Raw genomic sequence first — 21304 nt, 5'->3', positions numbered from 1 at the left:
CGGAGCTTGATTCGTGGTAAGTCTCGTGCCCCGCCGGAAACTCCTGCGGGGCACGAAAAGCAGTTCTGGGTCCTTCGCCGCCGTGCGCGGCTAGCGCTGCGGCTTGGCGCCGGTACCGGCCTTGATGAACGCGGCGACCGAAGCGCGCGGATCGGCATGCTTCACCAGCGCTTCGCCCACCAAGACCGCGTCGGCGCCGGCCGCACCGTATTGGACGACCTGTTCGGTGGATTCCACACCGGACTCGGCGACGATCACCGCCTGGGCCGGCAGCAGCGGAGCGAGCTTGCCGAAGGTGGCTGGATCGACGTCCAGCGTCTTCAGGTTGCGCACGTTCACGCCGATGATCCTCGCTCCGGCCTTGCTGGCGCGGGCGATTTCCTCCTCGGTGTGGGTCTCCACCAGGGCGTTCATTCCCAGCTGGTGAGTCAATTCTAGGAAAGATGCCAGCAATTCATCATTCAGCGCCGCAACAATGAGCAACACGAGGTCAGCGCCGTGGGCGCGGGCTTCGTAGATCTGGTACTCGTCGACCGTGAAATCCTTGCGCAGCACCGGAATCTGCACGGCAGCGCGTACCGCGTCGAGATCCTGGAGCGAACCGCCGAAACGGCGGGCTTCGGTGAGCACGGAAATCACCGAGGCGCCACCGGCCTCGTATTCAGCGGCCAGTACGGCAGGCTCCGGGATATCTGCCAGCGCGCCCTTGGACGGGGACTTGCGCTTGACCTCGGAGATGACACGCAGCGTGGTGTCGCGGGCGGCCTGGTCGGCATGGCCACCGAGCGCGGCGAAAGCATCGCGCGCAGGAGCTGCCGCTGCCGCGGCCTGCTTGATCGCTTCCAGGCTGGTGATTGCGCGACGGGCGCCCAGGTCTTCCCGGACGCCCGCGATGATCTCATCAAGAACAGTCAATTTAGTGCGATGCTCCGCTGCGAGCGCCGCCCACGCCGAAACCGGCTGCCTTCAGGATCCAGCCCAGGAGCAGGCCAACCACCATGATGCCGCAACCGACCCAGACGATGGACCAGGCGAAGTAGGCGAAGGCGATGCCGGCCACGATTGAACCGGCAATCATGGTCAGTACGCAGGCCCACGCTGCGATGGAGTTACCGTGGCCAATCTCTTCGGTGTATACCGGATCGAGCTCGGTGTTCTGCGACATGTTCGATGTCTCCTCATGTTGTGATGCTGCGTCCCGGCAGGGCGTTGCTGCCCGGGACGTTGGTCTTCAGGTTCCATTCTGCCACCTGCGCGCGGGAACCTCCTATTCCGGAAGCCTTCGTTTCGCGCCGGTGGTGCGAATCACGATCCGCCCGGGTTATTTCCGGCCAGCAGTCGGGTCTTCGCCGTCCGAGAGCTGCTCCCAGCTGGCGATGTTGCGCGAGGACTGGTCCTTGGGCTCCGCGCTGGACCTTGCCGCCTGCCGATCGTACTTGCTGGCCTTGGCGGGCCAGCGGCCGGCGAAGACGAACACCAGCACGGCCTGCAGCACCATCAGCGCTCCGGCGAACACCGCCACCGCTGGCCACGCGCTGAGCGTGTACTCGCCGACGTTCTGGGCCAATCCGGTAGCTTCGGCCACGGTGGTGGAGGCGACGGCCTGCGGATCGCGCAGCGCCCCGAGGCCGGCGGCAACCACGGTGGCACCGGCGAGCAGGCAGATCGCCGCAATGATGTAGCGGGCGATCTTCCCGGCGATCAGCAGCGCCAGCGAACCGGCCAGCACCACCACGGAGACCGCGGTGACCGAGGCGGCCGCGGTGGCGCCGTCGATGGCGATCTGCGGGATCTGCACGGAGCTGGAGGCCACATCGACGGTGATCCATGTGCGGGTGGCCGACCAGAGGCCGATCAGTGCGCCGGCCATGCCGAAGAGGGCGAGGGTGCGGGCGCTGGTCAATTTCTTCACTTCGTTTCACCTGATTCGGTGTTGATGTTGTGGGCCGCACGCATCGACTGCGCAGCCCAGACGGCGCGCAGCGGGGCGGCTGCCTTGTTCACGGTTTCCAGGGCTTCGTCGGCGAACTTCGAGTCATTGACGATGCCGCCGCCGGCTTGCACATAGGCGCGTTCCCCCTTGAGCAGGGCGGAGCGGATGGCGATGGCCATGTCCATGTCGCCGGCGAAGTCCAGGTAGCCGACCACGCCGCCGTAGATGCCGCGGCGGTACGGTTCGTACTCGTCCAGCAGCTGCAGGGCGCGGGGCTTCGGTGCGCCGGAGAGCGTGCCGGCCGGGAAGGTCGCGGCCAGCACGTCGTAGGCGTCCACGTCGTCGCGGGTCTTGCCCACCACATTGGAGACCAGGTGCATGATGTGGCTGAAGCGCTCGACCTCCATGAACTGGGTGACTTCCACGGTGCCGGCCTTGCAGACCCGCGAGAGGTCGTTGCGCGAAAGGTCAACCAGCATCAGGTGCTCGGCGCGCTCCTTCTCGTCGTTGAGCAGCGACTTCTCGTGCAACTGGTCGTCCTCGTAGTTCGCCCCGCGCGGGCGGGAACCGGCGATCGGGTGGGTGACCACGTGCGAATCGTTGACGGTGACCAGCGCTTCGGGCGAGGAGCCGACGATCTCGAACCGTTCGCCGTGCTCGTTGACGAAGTTGAACAGGTACATGTACGGGCTCGGGTTAGTCGCGCGCAGCACGCGGTAGACATCCAGCGCGTCGGCCTGCGTTTCCAGCTCGAAGCGGCGCGAGACGACGATCTGGAAGACCTCTCCGTCCACGATCGCGGTCTTGGACTTGGCCAGCGCCTTGAGGTACTCGTTCTCATCCCAGGAGTGGGTGACAGCTTCCATCAGGGTTTCGCGCGGCACATCGGTACCGGTGAGCACCGCCGCGGCCGAATCCACCGGCACCGCGAGCTGGTCGAGCATCGCCTGCAGGCGGGTGACGGCACGGTCGTAGGCGTCGTCGACATTCTCGTCGCTGCCATCGAAATTGATCGCGTTGGCGATCAGCGTGACGGTGCCTTCGGCCGCATCATGGGCAGCCATGTCTGCTACCAGGTTCATGCTCAGCTCAGGCAGGTTCAGATCATCGGCCGGCGGGTTGGGCAGCTTCTCCCAGTGGCGCACGCATTCCCAGCCGATGAAGCCGACCATGCCGCCGGTCAAGGGAGGCATGCCGGGAACGGGTTCGGTCTTCAGCGCGCGCACGGTGTCGCGCAAGACATCCACGCCCGCACCGCCGGTAGGCAGGCCAGCTGGCGCATGGCCCTGCCAGTAGGCTTCTGAACCACGGGTGCTCAGCGTTGCCGGGGAGTTCACTCCAATGAAGGAATAGCGGCTCCAGACACCGCCCGGGGCAGCCGATTCCATCAGGAAAGTGCCCGGGCGGCCCTGCGCCAGGGTGCGGTAGAGGCCGATGGGCGTGAGCGAGTCAGCCAGCACGGTGATAGTCACGGGGATGACACGACGGTTCGCGGCCATGGCGCGGAAGGACTCGCGGGACGGGGAAATCTTGCCAAGGGTTTTCATCTGTGTTCTTCTTCTACGTATTCTTCGAGCGCGTGCTGCGATGCGCAGCTGGGCGCGGCATTCCCGGCGCTAGCCAACCGCGTGTGCCGATGCTTCGAAAGTCCTACTCGGGGCGGTGGCCCACGACGGCCGGCAATTCACGATCGGTGAAGCAGGATTCGGTGCCGGTGTGGCAGGCGGCGCCTACCTGGTCGACCTGCACCAGCAGCGCGTCCCCATCGCAATCCAGGGCAACGGACTTCACGAACTGGAAGTGGCCGGAGGTGTCGCCCTTGCGCCAGTACTCCTGGCGGGAACGGGAGTAGAAGGTGACCCGACCAGTGGTCAACGTGCGGTGCAACGCTTCATCGTCCATCCAGCCGAGCATCAGCACTTTCCCGGAGTCGTACTGCTGCGCGATGGCAGCAAACAGGCCATTGGCATCTCGCTTGAGACGCCTGGCAATAGCCGGGTCGAGGCTATGGGATTCAGGGCTCGGATTCGAGCCGTCGTTAGAAGTAGACATCACCATTAGCATACTGGTTTTCCGCGGAATCCAGAGACCTGTGACGTACCGCTCGTCGACGCGCCACGCCGTCTTGGCGACACCACTTTCACCTTGCACAATTAGTCACTTGGAGCGTGCTAGTTTCAGAAGTGATGCACTTAGTTCAGGCTTCCAGACTTGCGTTGGCCGAGACCCTGCTTGCGGCAGGACCTACCGCCGACACCCTTTGCGACGGTTGGCAGACCCGCCATCTCGCCGCTCACCTTGTGTTGCGCGAAAGCTCACTGCTTTCTGCCGGCATGTTCTTCAAACCGCTGTCCAAGAAGCTCGAGGCGAAGCAGAACCAAATGGTGATCGCGGCGCAGACTCCCGAAGGCTATGCCGGGTTGGTCCGCAGCTTCCGATCGGGTCCACCCGCTTTCTCGCCCTTCGCCATCGACAAGGTCAACCAGTCGGCGAACCTCTCCGAGTTCTTCATCCACACCGAAGATGTGCGGCGTGCCCGCGGCCAGTGGGCTCCGCGGGTCCTGGACACCGAGTACACCGAACTGCTCTGGCAGTCGCTGACCCGCATGTCTCGCCTGCTGTTCCGCCATGCGCCAATTGGCATCATCCTGACGCGTCCCGATGGCCAGCGTCATGTCGCCAAGAAGGCTCCGAACGCTGTTTCGATTACCGGCCCGGTCACCGAGCTGATGATGTACTCGTTCGGCCGCATCGACCAGAGCCTGGTCTTGTTCGAAGGCGGGGAAACCGCATTGGAAATCGTCAAGGGCTTCAAGCCAGGGCTATAAAGCTCCCTTGGTTATCCACATTCGTGGGTGTGCCGTCCAAGTTCGCGTCGCACCGGCCTAGGATTTCGAGCAATCGATATCCAACAGGTCTGGAGCTTGGCCATGAACACGCGCAGAGTCCTTGAGCATTACCCCAGTGTCGCTATCGCCATCGTGCCCGCGTTCGTCTTGGTTGCCCTGGTATCAGCACTCTTCGTTTCAGTCGCTCCCGCCGATCCGGCGTCCTCGGCTTCATTGCCGACTTCTTCAAGTACCACGCAGGCACCTCCATCAAGCGAACTGGAGCTTCCGGAGTCGGCAGATATCACGTATGAAAAATCGGATTACGGAGTCCAGGACGCCGGAACGTACTTCTTCGACTTGCTCAATTATGAAATCATCTACCAGGACTCCGCCGATTTCACCCCGATAGTTACCGGAACATGCAAAGCGGAACAGTGCTGGAAGACCTTCCGCGAGCAAGAAGACCTCCGAACAGGTCCGGAATACATGCAAACCGGCGGCTACTACTTCCTGCACACGGACTATATCGTCCGGTTTGACGGTAATTCTGCTTATCTGATGGGCGAGCTGACCTTGTCTGAACGTTCGCTCCTTCGTCCCGATCAGGAAAACATCATTGTCGAAGAACAAAATCTGGGTGAAATCACCATGGGACTTGAATACACCGACAGCGGATGGAAAGTTTCTGCCATCGCGCTTGAGAGTCTCCCGAGTAAGGCACCGCTCAGCTAATTGAACGTGCCTGATTTCAGGCTAGGCGATTCCATGAGTCCTGAAATCAAACGTCGCCAGTCGCATCGTTTCACTCCAGACCGTCATCAAACGTGGTTACAGGTAATTGGGATTCGGGATTTAGCTGCCCTGAGTTTTCCACAGATTCCTCGAAAACTCTCCACTTTCTTGAAACACGGGCATAGGATGGCGCACAACCTGGCATTCCCAATGATCATGGAGAGTTCGAATGGACACTCGGAAAATTGCAGTTGTCGCGTCCGTTGCAGCTGTTGCACTCGCACTATCAGGTTGCAACGCAGGGAACGCTGAAGGGCCAACTGCATCACCGACTGAAGCCTCTAAGTCTTCTTCGGCGCCAGGTTCAACGTCGGCTCCGCCGTCGCCGAGCAATACGGAAAAATATGAACCAGCCACGGCAAAAGGTCCAGCGCAAAACGTCCCTGTTCCGAAAATGCCAGAGGCAGCCAAAGTGAAATCGAAGGAAGGCGCAGCCGAGTTCACCAGATATTACTTCGATCTCATCAATTACACTGCCGAAACAACGAAGACTGGGCCGATCAAGAACGTGACTTCTCGCAGTTGCAAGTTATGCGCCGAAGCGATTATCGACTCTGCTGACGAGAGTGCATCAGTCGGTGAATGGCAAGTCGGAGGCGAATATAAGGCATCAGTAATCGACTCTTACATTTCTGCACCAGGAAGGGCCATCGTCACCGCTAGATTCTCCGCAGAACCGTTCGATACTTACGTAGTGCCTGATTCTGTAGTTGCGGAATATTCAGAAGTAAAGTCTTCTTTATCAACTTTTCAATTGTCCTTTGACACCAAATGGACAGTTGAAGATTTACTCGTCGCAGAAGAGTAATTCTCATGCTTTATCTTCGCCTAGCAATGGCCTCACTCCTGCTCTTTTCTCCACTCAGTTCCGTTTCGCTAACGGAGCAACAATCGAATCTCGTACCTTGCAAAAAGAAAGAATCTCTCGGTCAAAAAGATGTAAATGTAAAGTGGTCATTCTGCCCCAAGAAGGATAGAGACGGAGGCTACCACAGAGAGGATCCGCCAATAACGGAAAAGCAAGAGAAACCGAAATATGATTTCCGTGACTTTGATTCATGCAGCCCTACAAATGATTCCTTCATGGGATGCCGATCGAATCCAGACCTAAAGGTTTGCGACGATGGATCTTATCCGATAATCCGCCAAATCTTGGTCTTGGAAGGGAATGATAAAGGCGGCATCCTGGATTCCTTCCGCGTTTGCCCAGAAGACCCCAAGGACGAAAGAATAGAAAGAATTAAAAAGGAATCAGTCAGCGTCTCGCTCGAACAATTCCGATCATTTCCAATCATCGCTTCGAACATCAGCAGTTCCCCGGCGAAATTTTCGTTGCGAAATGGTCATAGTCATCTTTGGGCAACTAGGGAAGTTCAATCTTTCGACTTGGAGATAGGACAAAGTTCGGTACGAATCAATGCGATACCGATTCAGTGGAACTGGAACTATGGGGATGGGACGACTCGAAATCTAAGTTTCCCTGGCGAACCGATGCCGCACCATACGCTGAGAGATAAAACCCCCACGAGTCACTCGTATGGAGAGACGGGAACTTTCAAGGTCGGGGTGACCACTCTCTACCGCGGAGAATTCAGCGTCGATGGTGGCGCGTGGCAAGCTATACCCGGCCAGGCTGCCGTCGCCAGCGTTCCTATTGAAATTGACGTCTGGCGGACCGAGAAGGAACTGATTGCCAACGATTAGCCGGGTACAGCTAAGGCCCAGCTCCATTTGGTGCTGGGCCTTCGGCTTACGTGCCTAGCGAACTGGGTAGCCAGCTTCGCGGATGGCCTGTTTGACCTTGGCGATCATGTCCTTCGGACCGAAGTGGAAAATCGAGGCGGCCAAAACAGCGTCGGCGCCTGCTTCGATTGCTGGAGGGAAGTCCTCAGGCTTTCCTGCACCACCCGATGCGATCAGCGGGACCGAGACCTCGGCGCGAACTGCACGGATCATTTCCAGATCGAAACCATCCTTGGTGCCATCAGCATCGATCGAGTTCAGCAGGATCTCCCCCACGCCTCGTTCAGCCGCTTCCTTGGCCCAAGCTACGGCGCACATGCCCGTGCCGGTCCGACCACCATGAGTAGTAACCTCGTAGCCCGATGCAATCGTCGGATCATCTGTGCGTCGGGCGTCGAGCGACAGCACGAGTACCTGGGAGCCGAAGCGCTGGGTAATCTCGTTGATGACCTCAGGACGGTTCACCGCCGCGGTATTGATCGAGGCCTTGTCGGCGCCGTTGCGCAGCAGGCGATCGACGTCTTCGGCAGCGCGGACGCCTCCGCCTACGGTCAGCGGGATGAAAACTTCTTCTGCGGTATGGCGAACGACCTCATAAGTAGTTTCACGATCCGCGCTGGATGCGGTGACATCCAAGAAGGTCAACTCGTCGGCACCTGCATCATTGTAGCGACGGGCAAGCTCAACGGGATCGCCAGCATCGCGAAGCCCCGCAAAGTTCACGCCCTTCACAACACGTCCGGCGTCAACGTCGAGGCAAGGAATAACACGAATTGCAACGCTCATCAGCGAATTTTCCTTGTCTACTTAGATGCGGCAGGCGTGGATCTGGCTGACCAAGATGGCGCGGGCGCCAACTTCGTACAGCTCGTCCATGATGTTATTGGTCTGCGACTTCTTGACCATGGCGCGCACGGCCACCCAATCGGAGTTTGCAAGGTCCGACACGGTTGGCGATTCCAGGCCAGGGGTCAGCTCGCAAGCCTGGTCGGCAAGCTCGCGGCGGACGTCGTAGTCGAGCATGACGTACTGGCGGGCAACGAGCACACCGTTCAGGCGGCGGATCAGTACGTCCAAGCCGGATGGCTTGTGGCCGACACGGCCGATCATGACTGCTTCGGAGTTCAGCAGCGGATCGCCGAAGATCTCCATGCCAGCGGCCTTGATGGTATTGCCGGTTTCTACAACGTCAGCGATGGCATCGGCCACGCCCAGCCGGACCGAGGATTCGATGGCACCGTCAAGGCGCACGATCGAAGCCTGGATGCCGGACTTTTCGAGGTAGTGGCGCAGCAGCACGTCATAGCTGGTGGCAATGCGCTTGCCATTGAGCTGCTGTGCATCGTTGAAGGCGCCAACCGGGGCAGCGAAGCGGAAAGCCGATTTCCCGATGCCTAGCGAGAGCTGCTCTTCGACAGCGTCGTCGACATCTGCGTCAAGGTACAGATCGCGACCGGTGATGCCTACGTCCAGGATTCCCCGGCCGACATAGACTGCGATGTCGCGCGGACGCAGGTAGAAGAATTCAACTTGGTTTTCCTCATCGACCAGGACCAGTTCGCGGGAATCGCGGCGCTGGAGGTAGCCGGCTTCCTTGAACATGGTGGAAGCGATTTCGGATAGGGCACCCTTATTGGGTAGGGCTACGCGGAGCATTATTGACTCATTTCGTCATGAATGGCGCTGCGGCGATTAGCCATAAACAAGCGCCAAGGATTAATTCGTTGGCCGTTGTTTCTGCCGCCGTGCGTTGACTGCGCCCTGATCGGCAGTGGATCAGGCCGCAATCGCGCGACGGCTATAGATGCTTGTAAACGTCGGCCAAGGTCATTCCCTTGGCGATCATGAGGACCTGAAGGTGGTACAGCAGCTGGGAGATCTCCTCCGCCGCGGCCTCATCGGTTTCGTACTCCGCAGCCATCCAAACTTCGGCGGCTTCCTCGACGATCTTCTTGCCGATGCCATGGACACCAGAGTCGAGTTCGGTGACGGTACGTGAGCCTTCCGGGCGGGATTGTGCCTTGAGCGATAGTTCGCTGAAGAGCTCGTCAAAAGTTTTCACGGAACTTATCCTAGCTGTTTTCTCTGCAGGGGCTGCATTCTGGTGGCCCTTTGTGACAGGGCCACCCGAATGCTATGGCAGTGCGGCTACCGTCATGACGGCAGCCGAGTAGGCTTCATAGCCTTTGTCCTCGCTGGAGTTTTCCAAGCCAGCGCGGTCAAGGGCCTGCTCTTCGTTATCGCAGGTGAGCACGCCAAAACCGATTGGTGTTTTGGTGTCCACGCTCACATTGGTTAAGCCATTGGTCGCGGCCAAGCAGACGTAGTCAAAGTGCGGGGTACCGCCACGGATGACCACGCCCAGCGCGATGACCGCATCGTAGTCGCCGGCAAGAGTGGAGGCAGCGACCGGCAATTCGAAGGTGCCCGGTACGCGGATCAGGGTGGTGCTCGATTCCAGACCGGCATCCTTGGCGGCGCGCTCGGCGCCGTCAATCAGTCCGTTCATGATCACCTCGTGCCAGCTCGCGGCCACGATGGCCACCTTGAGCTGTGAGAACTTCTCCTGAACGGCCAGGGCCTTCAGCTGTTCGCTGACATCGGCAGGTGCGCCATGCTTGCTCATCTTGATGCTCCTTCTATTCTTCTGGATTCGTGGGGTTCAGGCGCCGTGGTAGGCGTCGGCCTGCTGGTCATCGTCGGCGTCGGGCAGATCCAGGTGGTGGCCGAAGCGCGTCTGCTTGGTGCGCAGGTAGGCCGAGTTCTGCTCACGCGGTGCAATCTGCAGGCCGATCAGCTCTGCTACCTTGATTCCCGCGTCATTCAGCTGTTCCTGCTTGTCCGGGTTGTTGCTCAGCAATCGGATTTCGTCCATGCCCATGGCCTTGAGGATGGCAGCGACGGCGAAGTACTCGCGTGCGTCGGCAGGGAAGCCCAGATGCAGGTTGGCGTCCAGGGTATCCATGCCGCCTTCCTGCAGGGCGTAGGCGCGCAGCTTGTTGGCCAGGCCGATGCCGCGGCCTTCGTGCCCGCGGATGTAGATGACGTGACCGCCTTCGCGGGCGATGGTTTCCATCGAAGCATGCAGCTGTTCGCCGCAGTCGCACCGGTAGGAACCGAAAATGTCCCCGGTGAGGCACTCCGAATGGATGCGCACCAGGTTGCCGGGCTTAGCGCCGTCGGGGCCGGCGTGGCTGAGCACGACGTGCTCGTGGCCTTCTGCGGTAGCAGCGCGGGCGGTGAAGTCCCCGAAGGCGGTGGGCAGCTTGATCGGATCGGTCAGCTCGATCTCGTCGTTGACACGGCGCCAGCGGGCCAGGTCGTCGATGGAGATCAGCGGCAAGTTGTGTTCAGCTGCGAAGACGCGCAGGTCATCCAGGCGCATCATTTCACCGTCGTCCTTGGTGATTTCGCCGATCACCCCAACCGGTTCCAAGCCGGCGGCTTGGCACAGGTCGACCGCCGCTTCGGTGTGCCCGCGACGTTCCAGCACTCCCCCGGCCGCAGCTCGCAGCGGGAAGATATGGCCCGGGCGGGAGAGCTGGGCCGGTTCGGTGGCCGGGTCGGCCAGCAGTCGGCTGGTCAGCGCACGATCGGCAGCGGAAATACCGGTGGTGATCCCTTCGGCGGCGTCGCAGGTGACGGTGAAGGCAGTGCCCTTGGCATCCTGGTTGATGCCGACCATCGGGGCCAGGCGCAGCGCGTCGGCCCGCTTGGCGCCCAAGGGCACGCAAATCACCCCTGAGGTGTAGCGGATGGTGAAGGCCATCAGCTCGGCCGTAGCGTGCTGGGCGGCGAAGATGATGTCGCCCTCGTTTTCCCGGTCCTCGTCGTCGACGACCACTACGGCTCGGCCGGCGGCCAGGGCTGCCAGCGCGGTAGGGATGGAATCCAAAGTCGAGGTGCCCATTACTGCTGGCCTCCGAATTCATTCAGGCGTGCCACGTACTTGGCGAGCACGTCGACCTCGATATTGATCTTCTCGCCCACTTGGCGGGTGCCCATGGTGGTCTCGGCGAGGGTGATCGGGATGATGCCGACCTCGACCCAGTGCCCACCGGAATTCGTTGCCGGGGAGACTGCGGTAATGGTCAGCGAGATGCCGTCCAGCGCAATGGAACCCTTTTCCGCGGTCAGCGGCGCGTAAGCAGCGTCGATTCCAATGCGGAAGGTGGTCCACTGGCCGTGGTCTTCGCGGGCCAGCACCTCGCCGACGGAGTCTACGTGGCCCTGCACCACATGCCCATCGAGCCGGCCTCCGGCGGGGGTGCAGCGTTCGAGGTTGACCTGGTCGCCGGTTTTCAAGGCGCCGATGGTGGTGCGGCGCAGGGTTTCGCCCATGACGTCGACGCTGAGCGTGTCGCCTTCCAGCTCGGTGGCGGTCAGGCAGACCCCGTTGACGGCAAGAGAACCGCCAAGGCCCAGGTTTTCGGTGTGGCCCGGGGCACGCAGGGTCAGTACTGCCAGATCCTTGCCGCTGAAGGTCTCGATGCCTTCTATGACTCCCTGGCCGGTGACAATTCCGGTGAACATGATTACTCCTTGAAAAGTTTGGGGTTGCTGGCGCTTAGGCGCGGGGCAACGGTTCTAGATGCAGGGCAATATCATCGCCCAGCCGGGTCAACGATTCGTTGCTGGCCGAATCCAGCCGGAAACGCTGCGCGTCACTGAGTGTGGTGGTGCTTGGCATGTTGACCGATGAGCTGCCTGCGCCGATCAGCACTGGTGCTTGGTAGCAGTAGATTTCGTCGGCCAGATCTGCTGCGATGAAGGCCGAGGCGACCGTGGCGCCACCTTCAATCAGCAGGTGGGCCAGGCCCAACTCGTTAGCCCGGGCGATGGCCTCTTGCACGTCGTGGCTGCGGATCTGCGACCAATCGCTTCCCTGGGCGAGTGCCAGATCTGCTGGCAAATCGCGTTCGCCCATGACCAGGCGGAAGGGCTGGCGTTCATGCAGCTGCCCCTCGGGAGTGCGGGCGGTCAGCCGCGGATTGTCGATGATCGCCGTGTTCGTGCCGACCAGGATGCCATCCACGCGGGAGCGCAGGGTGTGCGCGTGGTTGCGCGAGGCCTCGGAGGTGATCCATTGGCTCGTGCCATCCGGTGCGTTGATCCGGCCGTCGAGCGACTGGGCAATTTTTACCGTGATGAACGGTCGGACTTCGGCCTTGGCGATGAACCAGCGGTGGTTCAGCTGCTTCGCCGCGGAGAAATCCTCCAGCTTGGTGGCTTGGGTTCCGTGGCTGCGCAGGTAGTCGGCACCTCCGCTGGCGGCGGTGTTATCCGAGACTGCGTAGTACACCTGCCCGATGCCGGCTTCCACGATGGCTCGGGCACAGGGACCTGTGCGACCGGTGTGGTTGCACGGTTCGAGGGTCACTACCATCGTTAGTTCGCGGGCCTTGGCAGGAGGCATCTTGCCCAGGCGCCGCAGTGCGTCGACCTCGGCGTGCGGATGCCCCGCCCCGATATGAAAACCGGTGGCGATGATATTTCCCTCGGCATCCAGGACGCAGGCGCCGACCAGCGGGTTGGCCCCGCGGTGGCCGCGTCCGGCGGTTTCCAGCGCGGTGCGCAATGCGGCGTCGAGCTGCTGGGTCGTAATCATGGTGCTGCTCCCCTTTCAGCGTTGGCGCGAGATGGTTGGATCGAGCATTTCGGTTTCAATCTGGGGTTTCGCGTCGCGCTTGGACTTGGCCCAGACGAAGAAGCCGACCAGGGTGAATGCCCCGTAGAACAGGTACATGAACGCGCTGGCGTAGTAGCCGGCGGAGAACAGCAGCGGCACGCCTACGGCGTCGACGGCGACCCAGATCAGCCAGAATTCGACCCAGCCCTTGGCCATGCCGTACGTGGCGAGCATCGAGCCAACGAAGGTCCACGCATCAGCCCAGACAGGTTCATAGGAGCCGAGGAGGCGGAAGATCGGTGTCACTGCGAGGGTACCGAGGATCAGCACGGCGATCAGGCCCAGGCGAGCCTTGTTGGAAGCCCATTCAGGGGTGACGGCGCTACCGGTGCCGTTCTTGGCCTGCTTCCAGCGGTACCAGCCGAAGACCGAGACGGCGATGAACATGATCTGCCGGCCGGCTTGGCCCCAGAGGTTGGCAGTGTATCCGGTATCGAAAATGCTGCCCAGGAACACCGTCAGCAGCAACAGGTTGCCGACGATTCCGATAGGCCAGGCCCAGACTTTGCGGCGCATGCCGCCCACGGCGCTGGCCAGGCCGAAGATATTGCCTACGACTTCGCGCACCAAAAGTGCCGACGAGCCGATCGCAATTTGTGAGTTGAAAGCTTCAATGAGCCACCGCAGGAAATCCATCATTCCACCCTTCTCGAAGCGGCGGCTCCGGGGGTGTGCATTTGATGGGCCTGTGGCTCTGCTTTAAGAGATAGACCCGGTGCGGGCTATCGGCAGTACCAGTAGGCATATCAAATTCGTGCTTCTCCCATCCAGACTTTAACTGTCGGTACCGGAATTTCACCAGTTCAACCGTTCCCTCAGCTTGTGGCTTTGGTTGCGGGTCGCGGACTATCACCGCCGGTTCGGACTTTCACCGACCCCGGAGCACGTATTCGTGTTTACTGGGTTTATTCTGACACACTTTGTGCGCCGCTAGTGACCGCCCAGCGCAAGATTGCGTAATACATCGATTTCCACCGATGGCTCCTGGGCCGAGTACACCGCGGAACCGGCGACGAAGACATCCGCACCGGCTTCGGCGGCGCGCAGGATCGTGTCGCGTGAAATGCCGCCGTCAACCTGCAGCGCAATCGGCTTGCCGCTGCCGTCAATGGCAGCCCGGGCACGCTTGATCTTGGGAAGGACGAGATCCAGGAACTTCTGGCCGCCGAAACCTGGTTCCACGGTCATCAGCAGAACCATGTCCAGCTCGCCGAGCATGTCCAGGTAGGGTTCGATCGGCGTGGCCGGGCGCAAGGCCATGGCGGCCCTGGACCCGGCGGAACGCAATTCACGAGCCAAGCGGACAGGAGCTGCCGAAGCCTCGGCGTGGAAAGTTACCGAATCCACGCCGAGCTGCGCGTATTCCGGGGCCCAGCGATCCGCGTTCTCAATCATCAGGTGCACATCGATCGGCAGCTTGCTGACCTTGTGCAGCGCATCAACCACGGGCAAGCCCAAGGTCAGATTGGGAACGAAATGGTTGTCCATGACATCCACGTGGACCGCGTCGGCAGTGTGGATGCGGTCCAGCTCGCTAGCGAGGTTCGCAAAATCGGCGGACAGGATCGACGGGTTGATCCGCGCATTACGCATGGATGCTCCTTGGAATACTCGGGCTTGGCTAGGCTTTTTTGGTCAGGATTGCCATGAACATGGCGTCGGTGCCGTGCACGTGCGGCCACAGCTGCACGGTGCTCCCATCGCCCAGTGCATGGCCTGCCGATGGCGCGTCCTGATACATCACCGAGGAAACCGCGGCGCTGGTATCCAGCAGTGCCGCGTTTTCGTGGTGCTTCAAGAAGTCTTCCACAACCAGGCGGGTTTCGGCCTGATGCGGCGAACAGGTGACGAAGCCGATGACGCCGCCGACGCGGACCGCGTTGAAGGCTGCAGCGAGCAGCTCGCCTTGCAACTTGGTCAGTTCCGGAATGTCGCGCGGGGCTTTGCGCCAACGCGATTCCGGGCGGCGGCGCAATGCGCCCAAGCCGGAGCAAGGGGCATCGACCATGATGCGATCGTAGTCCCCTGCATAGTCCAGACCGCCGAAGCTGCGTCCGTCGTCACCGGTGACCATCCAGTAGTCATGCGGCACCGCAGCCAACGAGTTCTCGACCAGGCGAGCGCGGTGCGGTGTTGGCTCGTTGGCAGTCAGGCGGGCGTCGCGCTGCACGGCGATCGCTGCGAGCAGCGCCGCCTTTCCGCCTGGACCTGCGCAAAGATCCAGCCAGTAGCGGTCCTCGCCAGCTTCGGGCAATTCGATAGTAGCCAGGGCGCGGGCCATGACCTGGCTGCCGGCATCCTGGACACGCACGGTGCCTTCCTTGACCCCTGGCACACGCGAGACGTCGCCGTGCTTGTAGGTGGCCGAATCAGCCAGCAAGGTGCCCGGTTCCGCCCCGGATTCCAGGGCGCCGGACAGATCGCCCAGCCCTGGCAGGGACACCAGGTTCACCAGCGGCGCCAGGTTATCCGCTTCCAGCAGGGCTTCAAGTTCGCTGGCGTCGCGGCCATGGGAAATCAGCGCGCCGCGCAAGGCACGGACAATCCAGTCCGGGTGCGAGTGCTCGATGGCCAGCCGCTCGGACTCCGAAGCGGCAGCATTGGCCAGCAGTTCGGTCCATTCGTCGGCTTCCTTGGCCGAAACGCGCCGCAGTACGGCGTTGATCAGGCCGGACGGACCGGCACCGATCTGCGCACGAGCCAGCGACACGGTTTCATCCAGGGCGGCATGCTTTGGCACACGCATGGCCAGCAGCTGGTGGGCGCCCAGGCGCAGGGCATCGAGGATGGCCGGATCCAGCTCGGCCAGCGGACGGTCAACCAGGGTGGTCAGGATCGCGTCGTAGAACCCCTGGCCGCGCAGTGCCCCGTAGGCCAGTTCAGTGGCGAAGCCCGCGTCGCGGCGGTCAAGCTGGTATTCGCGGATCATCTTCGGCAGCACCAGGTTGGCGTAGGCATCCGCGCCGGATACCTCACGCAGGGTCTTGAAAGCTACCAGGCGTGCCGGGTCGGCCGCGCGCTTTCGCTGGCCGGGTGCGGATGCCGAATACTTGCGCGGGCCGGCCTGGCCGCGGTTGCGGGTACGGCCCTGCTCATTGCGGCGATCATTGTCGCGGTATCCGCCGCGTGGTTCCTGTCCGCTCATGCGAAGCTCACTTTCGTTCCCTGGGTGAGCACTCCACGTGCCCAGTCGCTGGCGTTCATCATTTTCTTGCCCGGAGGCTGGATTTCGGTGGGCTGCAGGGCCCAGGTGGCGGTGCCGATGTATACCTTCGGCTGCTTGCCTGGCTCGATGCGCACTTCGCCTGGAGCAAGGTCGGCGATCTCGCGGTGCTCACGCAGTGGACCGAATTTGAAGCGCTTGTCTTCGGCCTTGACCCAGGCGCCCGGGGACGGGGTGGTTCCGTGGGCGCGCCGACGGATTTCCGTGGCGGTCCGGGTGAAGTCCAGCTCCGCATCCACGTCGGTAATCTTCGGTGCGTAGGTGTGCGATCCGGACTGCGGAATGGCAATGGCCTGCCCGGAATCCAGAGCTTGCAAGGTCTGCACCAGCAGGTTCGAGCCGGACCGGCTGAGCCGTTCGAGCATGATGCCTGCGGTGTCCAGTTCACCAATTCTCTCGGTGACCTGTCCGAATACCGGACCTGTGTCCAGTCCGGTTTCCAGCTGGAAGGTGACTGCACCGGTGATGTCATCGCCGTTGATAATGGAATGCTGCACCGGAGCGGCACCCCGCCAGTGCGGCAGCAAGGAGAAGTGCAGGTTGATCCAGCCATAGGTTGGAACTGCCAATGCCGCCTCCGGCACTAGCCCTCCATAGGCGACGATGGCCGCGGCTTCAAGGTCCAAGGCCGCAAGTTCGGCGGTAGTTTCTTCGGTGATCTTGGCAGCCTTAATGATCGGCAGGCCAAGTTCTGCGGCGCGAGCGGCAACCGGCGATGGGGTCAGCACGCGTTTACGTCCCAACGGGGCATCGGGACGGGTGAGCACTGCGGCAATTTCAAAACCGGCCTCGTGCAGGTAATCCAGGGAAGTGACGGCGACCTGTGGTGTGCCGGCGAATAAAATACGCATGAGTTAGAACCCCAATCCTGCGCCAAAGCTGGAGCCCAGGGCTCCGGAACGTTTCTTTACGGTGGCGTTAGCGGTCTGCGAGTAGTTGTTGGCCCGCAAGGTGCGCCACGCCGCTTTCTTTTCTTCTGGTGCCAGCCGGTCCAGGAACAAGATGCCGTCCAGGTGATCGGTTTCGTGCTGGAAGCAGCGGGCGAGCATGTCGGCGCCTTCGAGTTCTACCGGGTTGCCGAACTTATCGAAGCCGGCGGCCCTGGCATAGCGCCGGCGCCGAACTGGTGCTGCAATGCCCGGGATGGACAGGCAGCCCTCCACCTGGTCTTCCTGGTAATCCTCGCTGAGCTCCAGCACCGGATTCACGATATGTCCGCGTTTTTCGCCAATTTGGTAGGTGAAGACGCGCAGGGAAACACCGACCTGCGGTGCGGCAAGTCCTGCACCGGTGACGTTTTCCATCGTCTGGTCCATGTCTTCGACGAGCTTCTGGAGCTCCGGGCCAAAGTCGGTCACCTCCTGCGCTGGGGTGCGTAGAACGGGGTCTCCGATGATCCGAATTCCCAAAATCGCCATAATCCGCTGATACCTTCCCTGCCGTGGACATTGGTATTAGGTTTCGCAATGCCGAAAGCTAACCGTTCCAGTCTACGCGGTGGGCGTGCGACTTTATTGAGCTGGCGGCGTGATTTCGGCCAGTGAGGCACGCGACTGCGCGATCCTGAATGAGGCTTCCCAATTCCGGCGCAAGGCATAGAACTTGGACCAGTAGTCGGGCAAAGCTGGAGGCGGGGCCATGAAGGTGCGCGCCCCGGTCTCGCCCAGGGCTACGGCGAGCAGCATGGCATCGGTCCCGTGCTCCCACTCTTCCCACGTGCCTTGTTCGGCATCGACGACTTGCTCTTCGGCTTTGCATGCGGCCGCGAGCTGCATGATCACCTTGTCGTCAGGACGCTTGACGAAGCCGTCGCGGTCGGTGTTTTTGGTCTTGTAGTCAACGAGACAGGTTCGACCGCCGATCTTGGCGACCAGGTCGATGGTGCCGGCGTAGCCGACGCTGTGATTCCAAACCGTCACCTCGGCGGCAAGGGGCCGGACATCGTAGTCTTCCCACCATTGGTCGAAGTGGCGTGCGAAGCCCAGCTCCTTATTCGCTTCGAGCGCGGCTTGGGCTGAGCCTAGGTCATGTTCCAGATCCAGCGCTTGCAGGGCGCGCTGCTCCGCGTAGTTATGCACCCGGTCCCCGCGCATGGCCGCGGAATCCCGATAAGCTTCGGCCGCACCGGCTGCATCTCGCACGAGTGAGCGCAATTGGCGCGGGTCCCCCACCGCTTGCACCAGCCGATGATCATCGGAAAGCGACTTGGCCGCCATGTACCCGGCCCAGCCGGAGAGGTCGAGCTTGTCCATGCCAATGACTGTGGTGATGGATGGGACAATCGCTTCCCCGCCGACTTTTCGGCTGTACATGCGGCCCAGGTCTGTTTGAATAGCCAGTTTTGGTGACGTCATGCACACGATCATGGCATGCGCTCGGCTTGCTTCGCTCCTAGTCGAGACGGAAAAATCAATTTTCCGCGTAGTTCCGCGGTTTTTAGGCCATGTGAACCAGATCTCAGCGTCTCGATTTGTGGGGATGCGAAAACTCGTATAGAGTCTTTACTCGTTGGAGCGAACGGAAACGTTCACAAAACAACACATTTTGCGGACATAGCTCAGCTGGTAGAGCGCAACCTTGCCAAGGTTGAGGTCGCGAGTTCGAACCTCGTTGTCCGCTCGCAAAAAGATTCACCGACTAGGTAAAACTAGTCACTCTGACTTCGGTCAGTATGGTGGGGTGGCCGAGAGGCGAGGCAGCGGCCTGCAAAGCCGTATACGCGGGTTCGAATCCCGTCCCCACCTCGCAATGAAGATTGCTTGATCTTTTTTGCGCGATTGGCGCAGCGGTAGCGCGCTTCCCTGACACGGAAGAGGTCACTGGTTCGATCCCAGTATCGCGCACGGAATCATGGTTCACCAGACCATGGATCTAATAACTAAATATATGCGGTCATAGCTCAGCTGGTAGAGCGCAACCTTGCCAAGGTTGAGGTCGCGAGTTCGAACCTCGTTGACCGCTCTGTGAATTCATAAGGCAATTTTGAATTCTGTCGAGATTCCTTGCGAATCTTCGGCGCGATTGGCGCAGCGGTAGCGCGCTTCCCTGACACGGAAGAGGTCACTGGTTCGATCCCAGTATCGCGCACGGAATCATGGTTCACCAGACCATGGATCTACTAATTAAATATATGCGGTCATAGCTCAGCTGGTAGAGCGCAACCTTGCCAAGGTTGAGGTCGCGAGTTCGAACCTCGTTGACCGCTCCAAATAATTGAATATAGTTTTGCGGTCATAGCTCAGCTGGTAGAGCGCAACCTTGCCAAGGTTGAGGTCGCGAGTTCGAACCTCGTTGACCGCTCCAAATAAAGATGGGAATCACTTTTCGTGATTCCCATCTTTGCTTTAACCATCGTTCCAGGCGGCCACCACTTCCCTGACTAGTAAATAGCTAACCTGTGTGCAATCTGACAGCCACCAGCAAAACACCTAGGCAACTGGGGAAATGTCCCTAATGCACTTCCATGCGTTGGCCTGAGCCTTTAGGGTGGGTAGTAGTTGTGGAGCTACAGGGGTTCCCACAGACGAATGGAGGTGCAGCATGGCAGGATTTGATGATCTGCGTGGCAAGGCAGAGGAATTCGCCAAGGAGAACCCGGAGCAGGTATCCCAGGGTATCGAACAGGCTGGTGATTTTGTCGATGACAAGACCGGCGGCAAGTTCGCCGAGCAGGTAGACGGTGTCCAGCAGGGCGCTGGCGACTACCTCAATGGCCTTGGCGGAGACGAAGGCGAGAATAACGAGGCCTAATTCCTCGACGCACTCCCCTCGGCTTGCCCGAGCATCCTGGGAAGGTACCGACCGAGGTCGGTACCTTCCCTGCTTTAACGTCATATCAGGGGAATTAATTCATGCCGATTTTCGGCCAACCGGCGCCACCCTGTAGAAAAAGAGTATGACTCGTCACACGCCCCCAGATGGAGCTGGCCTTTTCCATTCCGTGCTTGCGGGATTGATCACCACCATGGTGGGGTTTGTAGCATCCTTCGCCGTCGTACTGGCCGGATTATTCCAGGTCGGAGCTTCTAGCGAACAGGCCGCCTCAGGCTTATTCGTCCTGTCCCTCTGCATAGGCCTGAGCACCATTGCGCTTTCGCTGCGATACCGCCAGCCGATCAGCATTGCATGGTCCACTCCCGGTGCCGCGATGCTCGCCTCACTGGCTCCCGGAGTGTTCGGGTTCAATCAGGCAGTGGGGGCATTCATCGTCAGCGGCGCACTGATCATGTTGACCGGTCTGGTACCGTCCTTGCACCGGCTGCTCACTCGTATTCCGGTCCCAATTGCCCAAGGCATGCTCGCCGGTGTCTTGATCCCGCTGTGCCTGAAACCATTTACAGCCGTGGCCAGCATCCCGTTGCCCGCGTTGGGTATCCTCCTGGTGTTCTTCGTCGGGCTCAGGATCCTTCCGAAATTCGCTGTAGCGCTGAGCATGCTGGCGGCGGTGGGGTTCGGCCTATGGCATATTGGACGCACCGCGACGTGGGATTCACTCGAAGTTCTTCCGCAGCTGCAGTGGGTCGGTCCTGAATTCTCCTGGCAGGCCATTGCCAGCATCAGCGTTCCGTTGTTCGTGGTGACGATGGCATCGCAGAATATTCCGGGCGTGGCCGTGCTCAGCTCCTTCGGGTACACAGCGCCGTGGCGCCCCACCATGCTGGCGACCGGAGTGGGGTCGGCTAGCGGCGCGTTCTTCGGCGGGCATGCCATCAACCTGGCGGCAATCACCGCGGCGCTGGCTGCCGGAGAGCAGGCCGGCCCGGACCCCCGGCTGCGCTGGCGGGCGGCGGCGAGTTCAGGCGTCTTCTACTTGGTCTTCGGTGCCTTGAGCGCGCTGATCGTATCGGTGGCCAGCGCCTCGCCCGAGGGGCTGTTCCAGGCGGCGGCGGGCTTGGCGTTGCTGGCAACACTCGCCAATGCGCTGCTCGGAGCGATGGCCGATTCCTCCTGGCGGTTGAGCGCATTGGCCACGGTCCTGGTCGCTGCCGGCAATCTCACGCTCTTCGGGATCGGCGGTGCCTTCTGGGCCTTGGTGGCAGGGCTCTTAACGCACTTCATCGTCGAGCGCAGGGCTCGACGATGAAGTGGCGGGA

The 21304-nt window shown here is 60.9% G+C and carries 24 protein-coding genes, 7 tRNA genes and 1 riboswitch; of the genes, 13 read left to right on the top strand and 18 right to left on the bottom strand.

Annotated features, from left to right (window positions below):
• Positions 1-90 precede the first annotated feature (90 nt).
• The 5 genes from trpC to hisI all read right to left on the bottom strand — a co-directional run bounded on the left by trpC (position 91) and on the right by hisI (position 3985).
• Positions 91-915: an indole-3-glycerol phosphate synthase TrpC gene (gene trpC / locus AC1Z36_RS10205; protein ID WP_105661458.1), complete on the bottom strand. Its 825-nt coding sequence runs from the start codon at positions 913-915 to the stop codon at positions 91-93.
• Position 916: 1 nt separating this feature from the next.
• On the bottom strand, positions 917-1165 hold the full coding sequence (locus AC1Z36_RS10200) for an HGxxPAAW family protein (protein WP_105656709.1): 249 nt from the start codon (positions 1163-1165) through the stop codon (positions 917-919).
• Between the two features lie 156 nt (positions 1166-1321).
• Positions 1322-1912 (bottom strand): Trp biosynthesis-associated membrane protein, encoded by a 591-nt coding sequence (locus tag AC1Z36_RS10195; RefSeq protein ID WP_105656710.1) that lies wholly within the window; start codon positions 1910-1912, stop codon positions 1322-1324.
• Positions 1909-3480, bottom strand: a complete 1572-nt coding sequence (locus AC1Z36_RS10190) for an anthranilate synthase component I (protein ID WP_402741183.1) — start codon at positions 3478-3480, stop codon at positions 1909-1911. Before AC1Z36_RS10190 ends, AC1Z36_RS10195 begins: the two co-directional genes overlap by 4 nt.
• 103 nt (positions 3481-3583) lie before the next feature.
• Positions 3584-3985: a phosphoribosyl-AMP cyclohydrolase gene (hisI, locus tag AC1Z36_RS10185; protein ID WP_105656852.1), complete on the bottom strand. Its 402-nt coding sequence runs from the start codon at positions 3983-3985 to the stop codon at positions 3584-3586.
• A 134-nt stretch (positions 3986-4119) separates the two neighbouring features.
• On the opposite strand from hisI, the gene AC1Z36_RS10180 reads away from it, so the two are divergent.
• The 4 genes from AC1Z36_RS10180 (at position 4120) to AC1Z36_RS10165 (ending at position 7260) form a co-directional block, all read left to right on the top strand.
• A complete protein-coding gene (locus AC1Z36_RS10180; RefSeq protein WP_286134102.1) occupies positions 4120-4761 on the top strand; it encodes a TIGR03085 family metal-binding protein in 642 nt (213 codons plus the stop codon).
• A gap of 102 nt (positions 4762-4863) precedes the next feature.
• Positions 4864-5496, top strand: coding sequence for a hypothetical protein (locus tag AC1Z36_RS10175; RefSeq protein ID WP_105661460.1), 633 nt, complete (start codon positions 4864-4866; stop codon positions 5494-5496).
• 229 nt (positions 5497-5725) lie between these two features.
• Positions 5726-6364 (top strand): DUF6318 family protein, encoded by a 639-nt coding sequence (locus AC1Z36_RS10170; protein ID WP_146112905.1) that lies wholly within the window; start codon positions 5726-5728, stop codon positions 6362-6364.
• A 5-nt stretch (positions 6365-6369) separates the two neighbouring features.
• Entirely contained in the window at positions 6370-7260 is an 891-nt protein-coding gene (locus AC1Z36_RS10165) for a PKD domain-containing protein (protein ID WP_146112906.1), read from the top strand.
• A gap of 54 nt (positions 7261-7314) precedes the next feature.
• On the opposite strand, the gene hisF is transcribed toward AC1Z36_RS10165, so the two are convergent.
• The 13 genes from hisF to AC1Z36_RS10100 all read right to left on the bottom strand — a co-directional run bounded on the left by hisF (position 7315) and on the right by AC1Z36_RS10100 (position 18565).
• The gene (gene hisF, locus AC1Z36_RS10160) at positions 7315-8085 is read right to left on the bottom strand and encodes an imidazole glycerol phosphate synthase subunit HisF (RefSeq protein WP_105656715.1); all 771 of its coding nucleotides are present in this window, start codon (positions 8083-8085) and stop codon (positions 7315-7317) included.
• A gap of 21 nt (positions 8086-8106) precedes the next feature.
• Positions 8107-8955 carry an ATP phosphoribosyltransferase gene (gene hisG, locus AC1Z36_RS10155; protein WP_105656716.1) on the bottom strand — a complete coding sequence of 283 codons (849 nt, stop codon included), beginning with the start codon at positions 8953-8955 and terminating at the stop codon, positions 8107-8109.
• A 142-nt stretch (positions 8956-9097) separates the two neighbouring features.
• Complete coding sequence (locus AC1Z36_RS10150) at positions 9098-9361, bottom strand: phosphoribosyl-ATP diphosphatase (protein ID WP_038991810.1); 264 nt, start codon at positions 9359-9361, stop codon at positions 9098-9100.
• Positions 9362-9433: 72 nt separating this feature from the next.
• Positions 9434-9925, bottom strand: a complete 492-nt coding sequence (gene ribH, locus AC1Z36_RS10145; RefSeq protein ID WP_105656717.1) for a 6,7-dimethyl-8-ribityllumazine synthase — start codon at positions 9923-9925, stop codon at positions 9434-9436.
• A 36-nt stretch (positions 9926-9961) separates the two neighbouring features.
• Entirely contained in the window at positions 9962-11209 is a 1248-nt protein-coding gene (gene ribB / locus AC1Z36_RS10140; RefSeq protein WP_105656718.1) for a 3,4-dihydroxy-2-butanone-4-phosphate synthase, read from the bottom strand.
• Positions 11209-11832, bottom strand: a complete 624-nt coding sequence (locus AC1Z36_RS10135; RefSeq protein WP_105661461.1) for a riboflavin synthase — start codon at positions 11830-11832, stop codon at positions 11209-11211. Before AC1Z36_RS10135 ends, ribB begins: the two co-directional genes overlap by 1 nt.
• Before the next feature lie 34 nt (positions 11833-11866).
• Entirely contained in the window at positions 11867-12907 is a 1041-nt protein-coding gene (gene ribD, locus AC1Z36_RS10130) for a bifunctional diaminohydroxyphosphoribosylaminopyrimidine deaminase/5-amino-6-(5-phosphoribosylamino)uracil reductase RibD (protein WP_483561240.1), read from the bottom strand.
• A 15-nt stretch (positions 12908-12922) separates the two neighbouring features.
• Positions 12923-13624 carry a nicotinamide riboside transporter PnuC gene (pnuC, locus tag AC1Z36_RS10125; protein ID WP_105661574.1) on the bottom strand — a complete coding sequence of 234 codons (702 nt, stop codon included), beginning with the start codon at positions 13622-13624 and terminating at the stop codon, positions 12923-12925.
• Between the two features lie 115 nt (positions 13625-13739).
• A riboswitch (FMN riboswitch) is annotated at positions 13740-13877 on the bottom strand.
• Between the two features lie 41 nt (positions 13878-13918).
• The gene (rpe, locus tag AC1Z36_RS10120) at positions 13919-14581 is read right to left on the bottom strand and encodes a ribulose-phosphate 3-epimerase (RefSeq protein WP_105661463.1); all 663 of its coding nucleotides are present in this window, start codon (positions 14579-14581) and stop codon (positions 13919-13921) included.
• 28 nt (positions 14582-14609) lie between these two features.
• On the bottom strand, positions 14610-16133 hold the full coding sequence (locus AC1Z36_RS10115; protein ID WP_105656722.1) for an RsmB/NOP family class I SAM-dependent RNA methyltransferase: 1524 nt from the start codon (positions 16131-16133) through the stop codon (positions 14610-14612).
• Positions 16130-17062 (bottom strand): methionyl-tRNA formyltransferase, encoded by a 933-nt coding sequence (gene fmt / locus AC1Z36_RS10110; protein WP_105656723.1) that lies wholly within the window; start codon positions 17060-17062, stop codon positions 16130-16132. Before fmt ends, AC1Z36_RS10115 begins: the two co-directional genes overlap by 4 nt.
• Before the next feature lie 3 nt (positions 17063-17065).
• Positions 17066-17629, bottom strand: coding sequence for a peptide deformylase (gene def, locus AC1Z36_RS10105; protein WP_105656724.1), 564 nt, complete (start codon positions 17627-17629; stop codon positions 17066-17068).
• 93 nt (positions 17630-17722) lie between these two features.
• Complete coding sequence (locus tag AC1Z36_RS10100) at positions 17723-18565, bottom strand: PD-(D/E)XK nuclease family protein (RefSeq protein ID WP_286134103.1); 843 nt, start codon at positions 18563-18565, stop codon at positions 17723-17725.
• Positions 18566-18757: 192 nt separating this feature from the next.
• On the opposite strand from AC1Z36_RS10100, the gene AC1Z36_RS10095 reads away from it, so the two are divergent.
• From AC1Z36_RS10095 to AC1Z36_RS10055, 9 genes are all read left to right on the top strand, one after another.
• A tRNA-Gly gene (locus AC1Z36_RS10095) sits at positions 18758-18830 on the top strand.
• 54 nt (positions 18831-18884) lie between these two features.
• Positions 18885-18955, top strand: a tRNA-Cys gene (locus AC1Z36_RS10090).
• A gap of 27 nt (positions 18956-18982) precedes the next feature.
• A tRNA-Val gene (locus tag AC1Z36_RS10085) sits at positions 18983-19054 on the top strand.
• Between the two features lie 45 nt (positions 19055-19099).
• Positions 19100-19172, top strand: a tRNA-Gly gene (locus AC1Z36_RS10080).
• Between the two features lie 54 nt (positions 19173-19226).
• A tRNA-Val gene (locus AC1Z36_RS10075) sits at positions 19227-19298 on the top strand.
• Positions 19299-19343: 45 nt separating this feature from the next.
• A tRNA-Gly gene (locus AC1Z36_RS10070) sits at positions 19344-19419 on the top strand.
• Positions 19420-19438: 19 nt separating this feature from the next.
• Positions 19439-19514, top strand: a tRNA-Gly gene (locus AC1Z36_RS10065).
• A 237-nt stretch (positions 19515-19751) separates the two neighbouring features.
• Positions 19752-19961 (top strand): antitoxin, encoded by a 210-nt coding sequence (locus tag AC1Z36_RS10060; RefSeq protein ID WP_105656725.1) that lies wholly within the window; start codon positions 19752-19754, stop codon positions 19959-19961.
• Positions 19962-20106: 145 nt separating this feature from the next.
• Positions 20107-21294, top strand: coding sequence for a benzoate/H(+) symporter BenE family transporter (locus AC1Z36_RS10055; protein WP_105661465.1), 1188 nt, complete (start codon positions 20107-20109; stop codon positions 21292-21294).
• Positions 21295-21304: the final 10 nt, after the last annotated feature.

It is taken from the genome of Glutamicibacter sp. BS14 (assembly GCF_056934375.1).
Note: the sequence above shows the minus strand (reverse complement) of the source record. Positions and strands in the feature narration are given on the sequence as shown.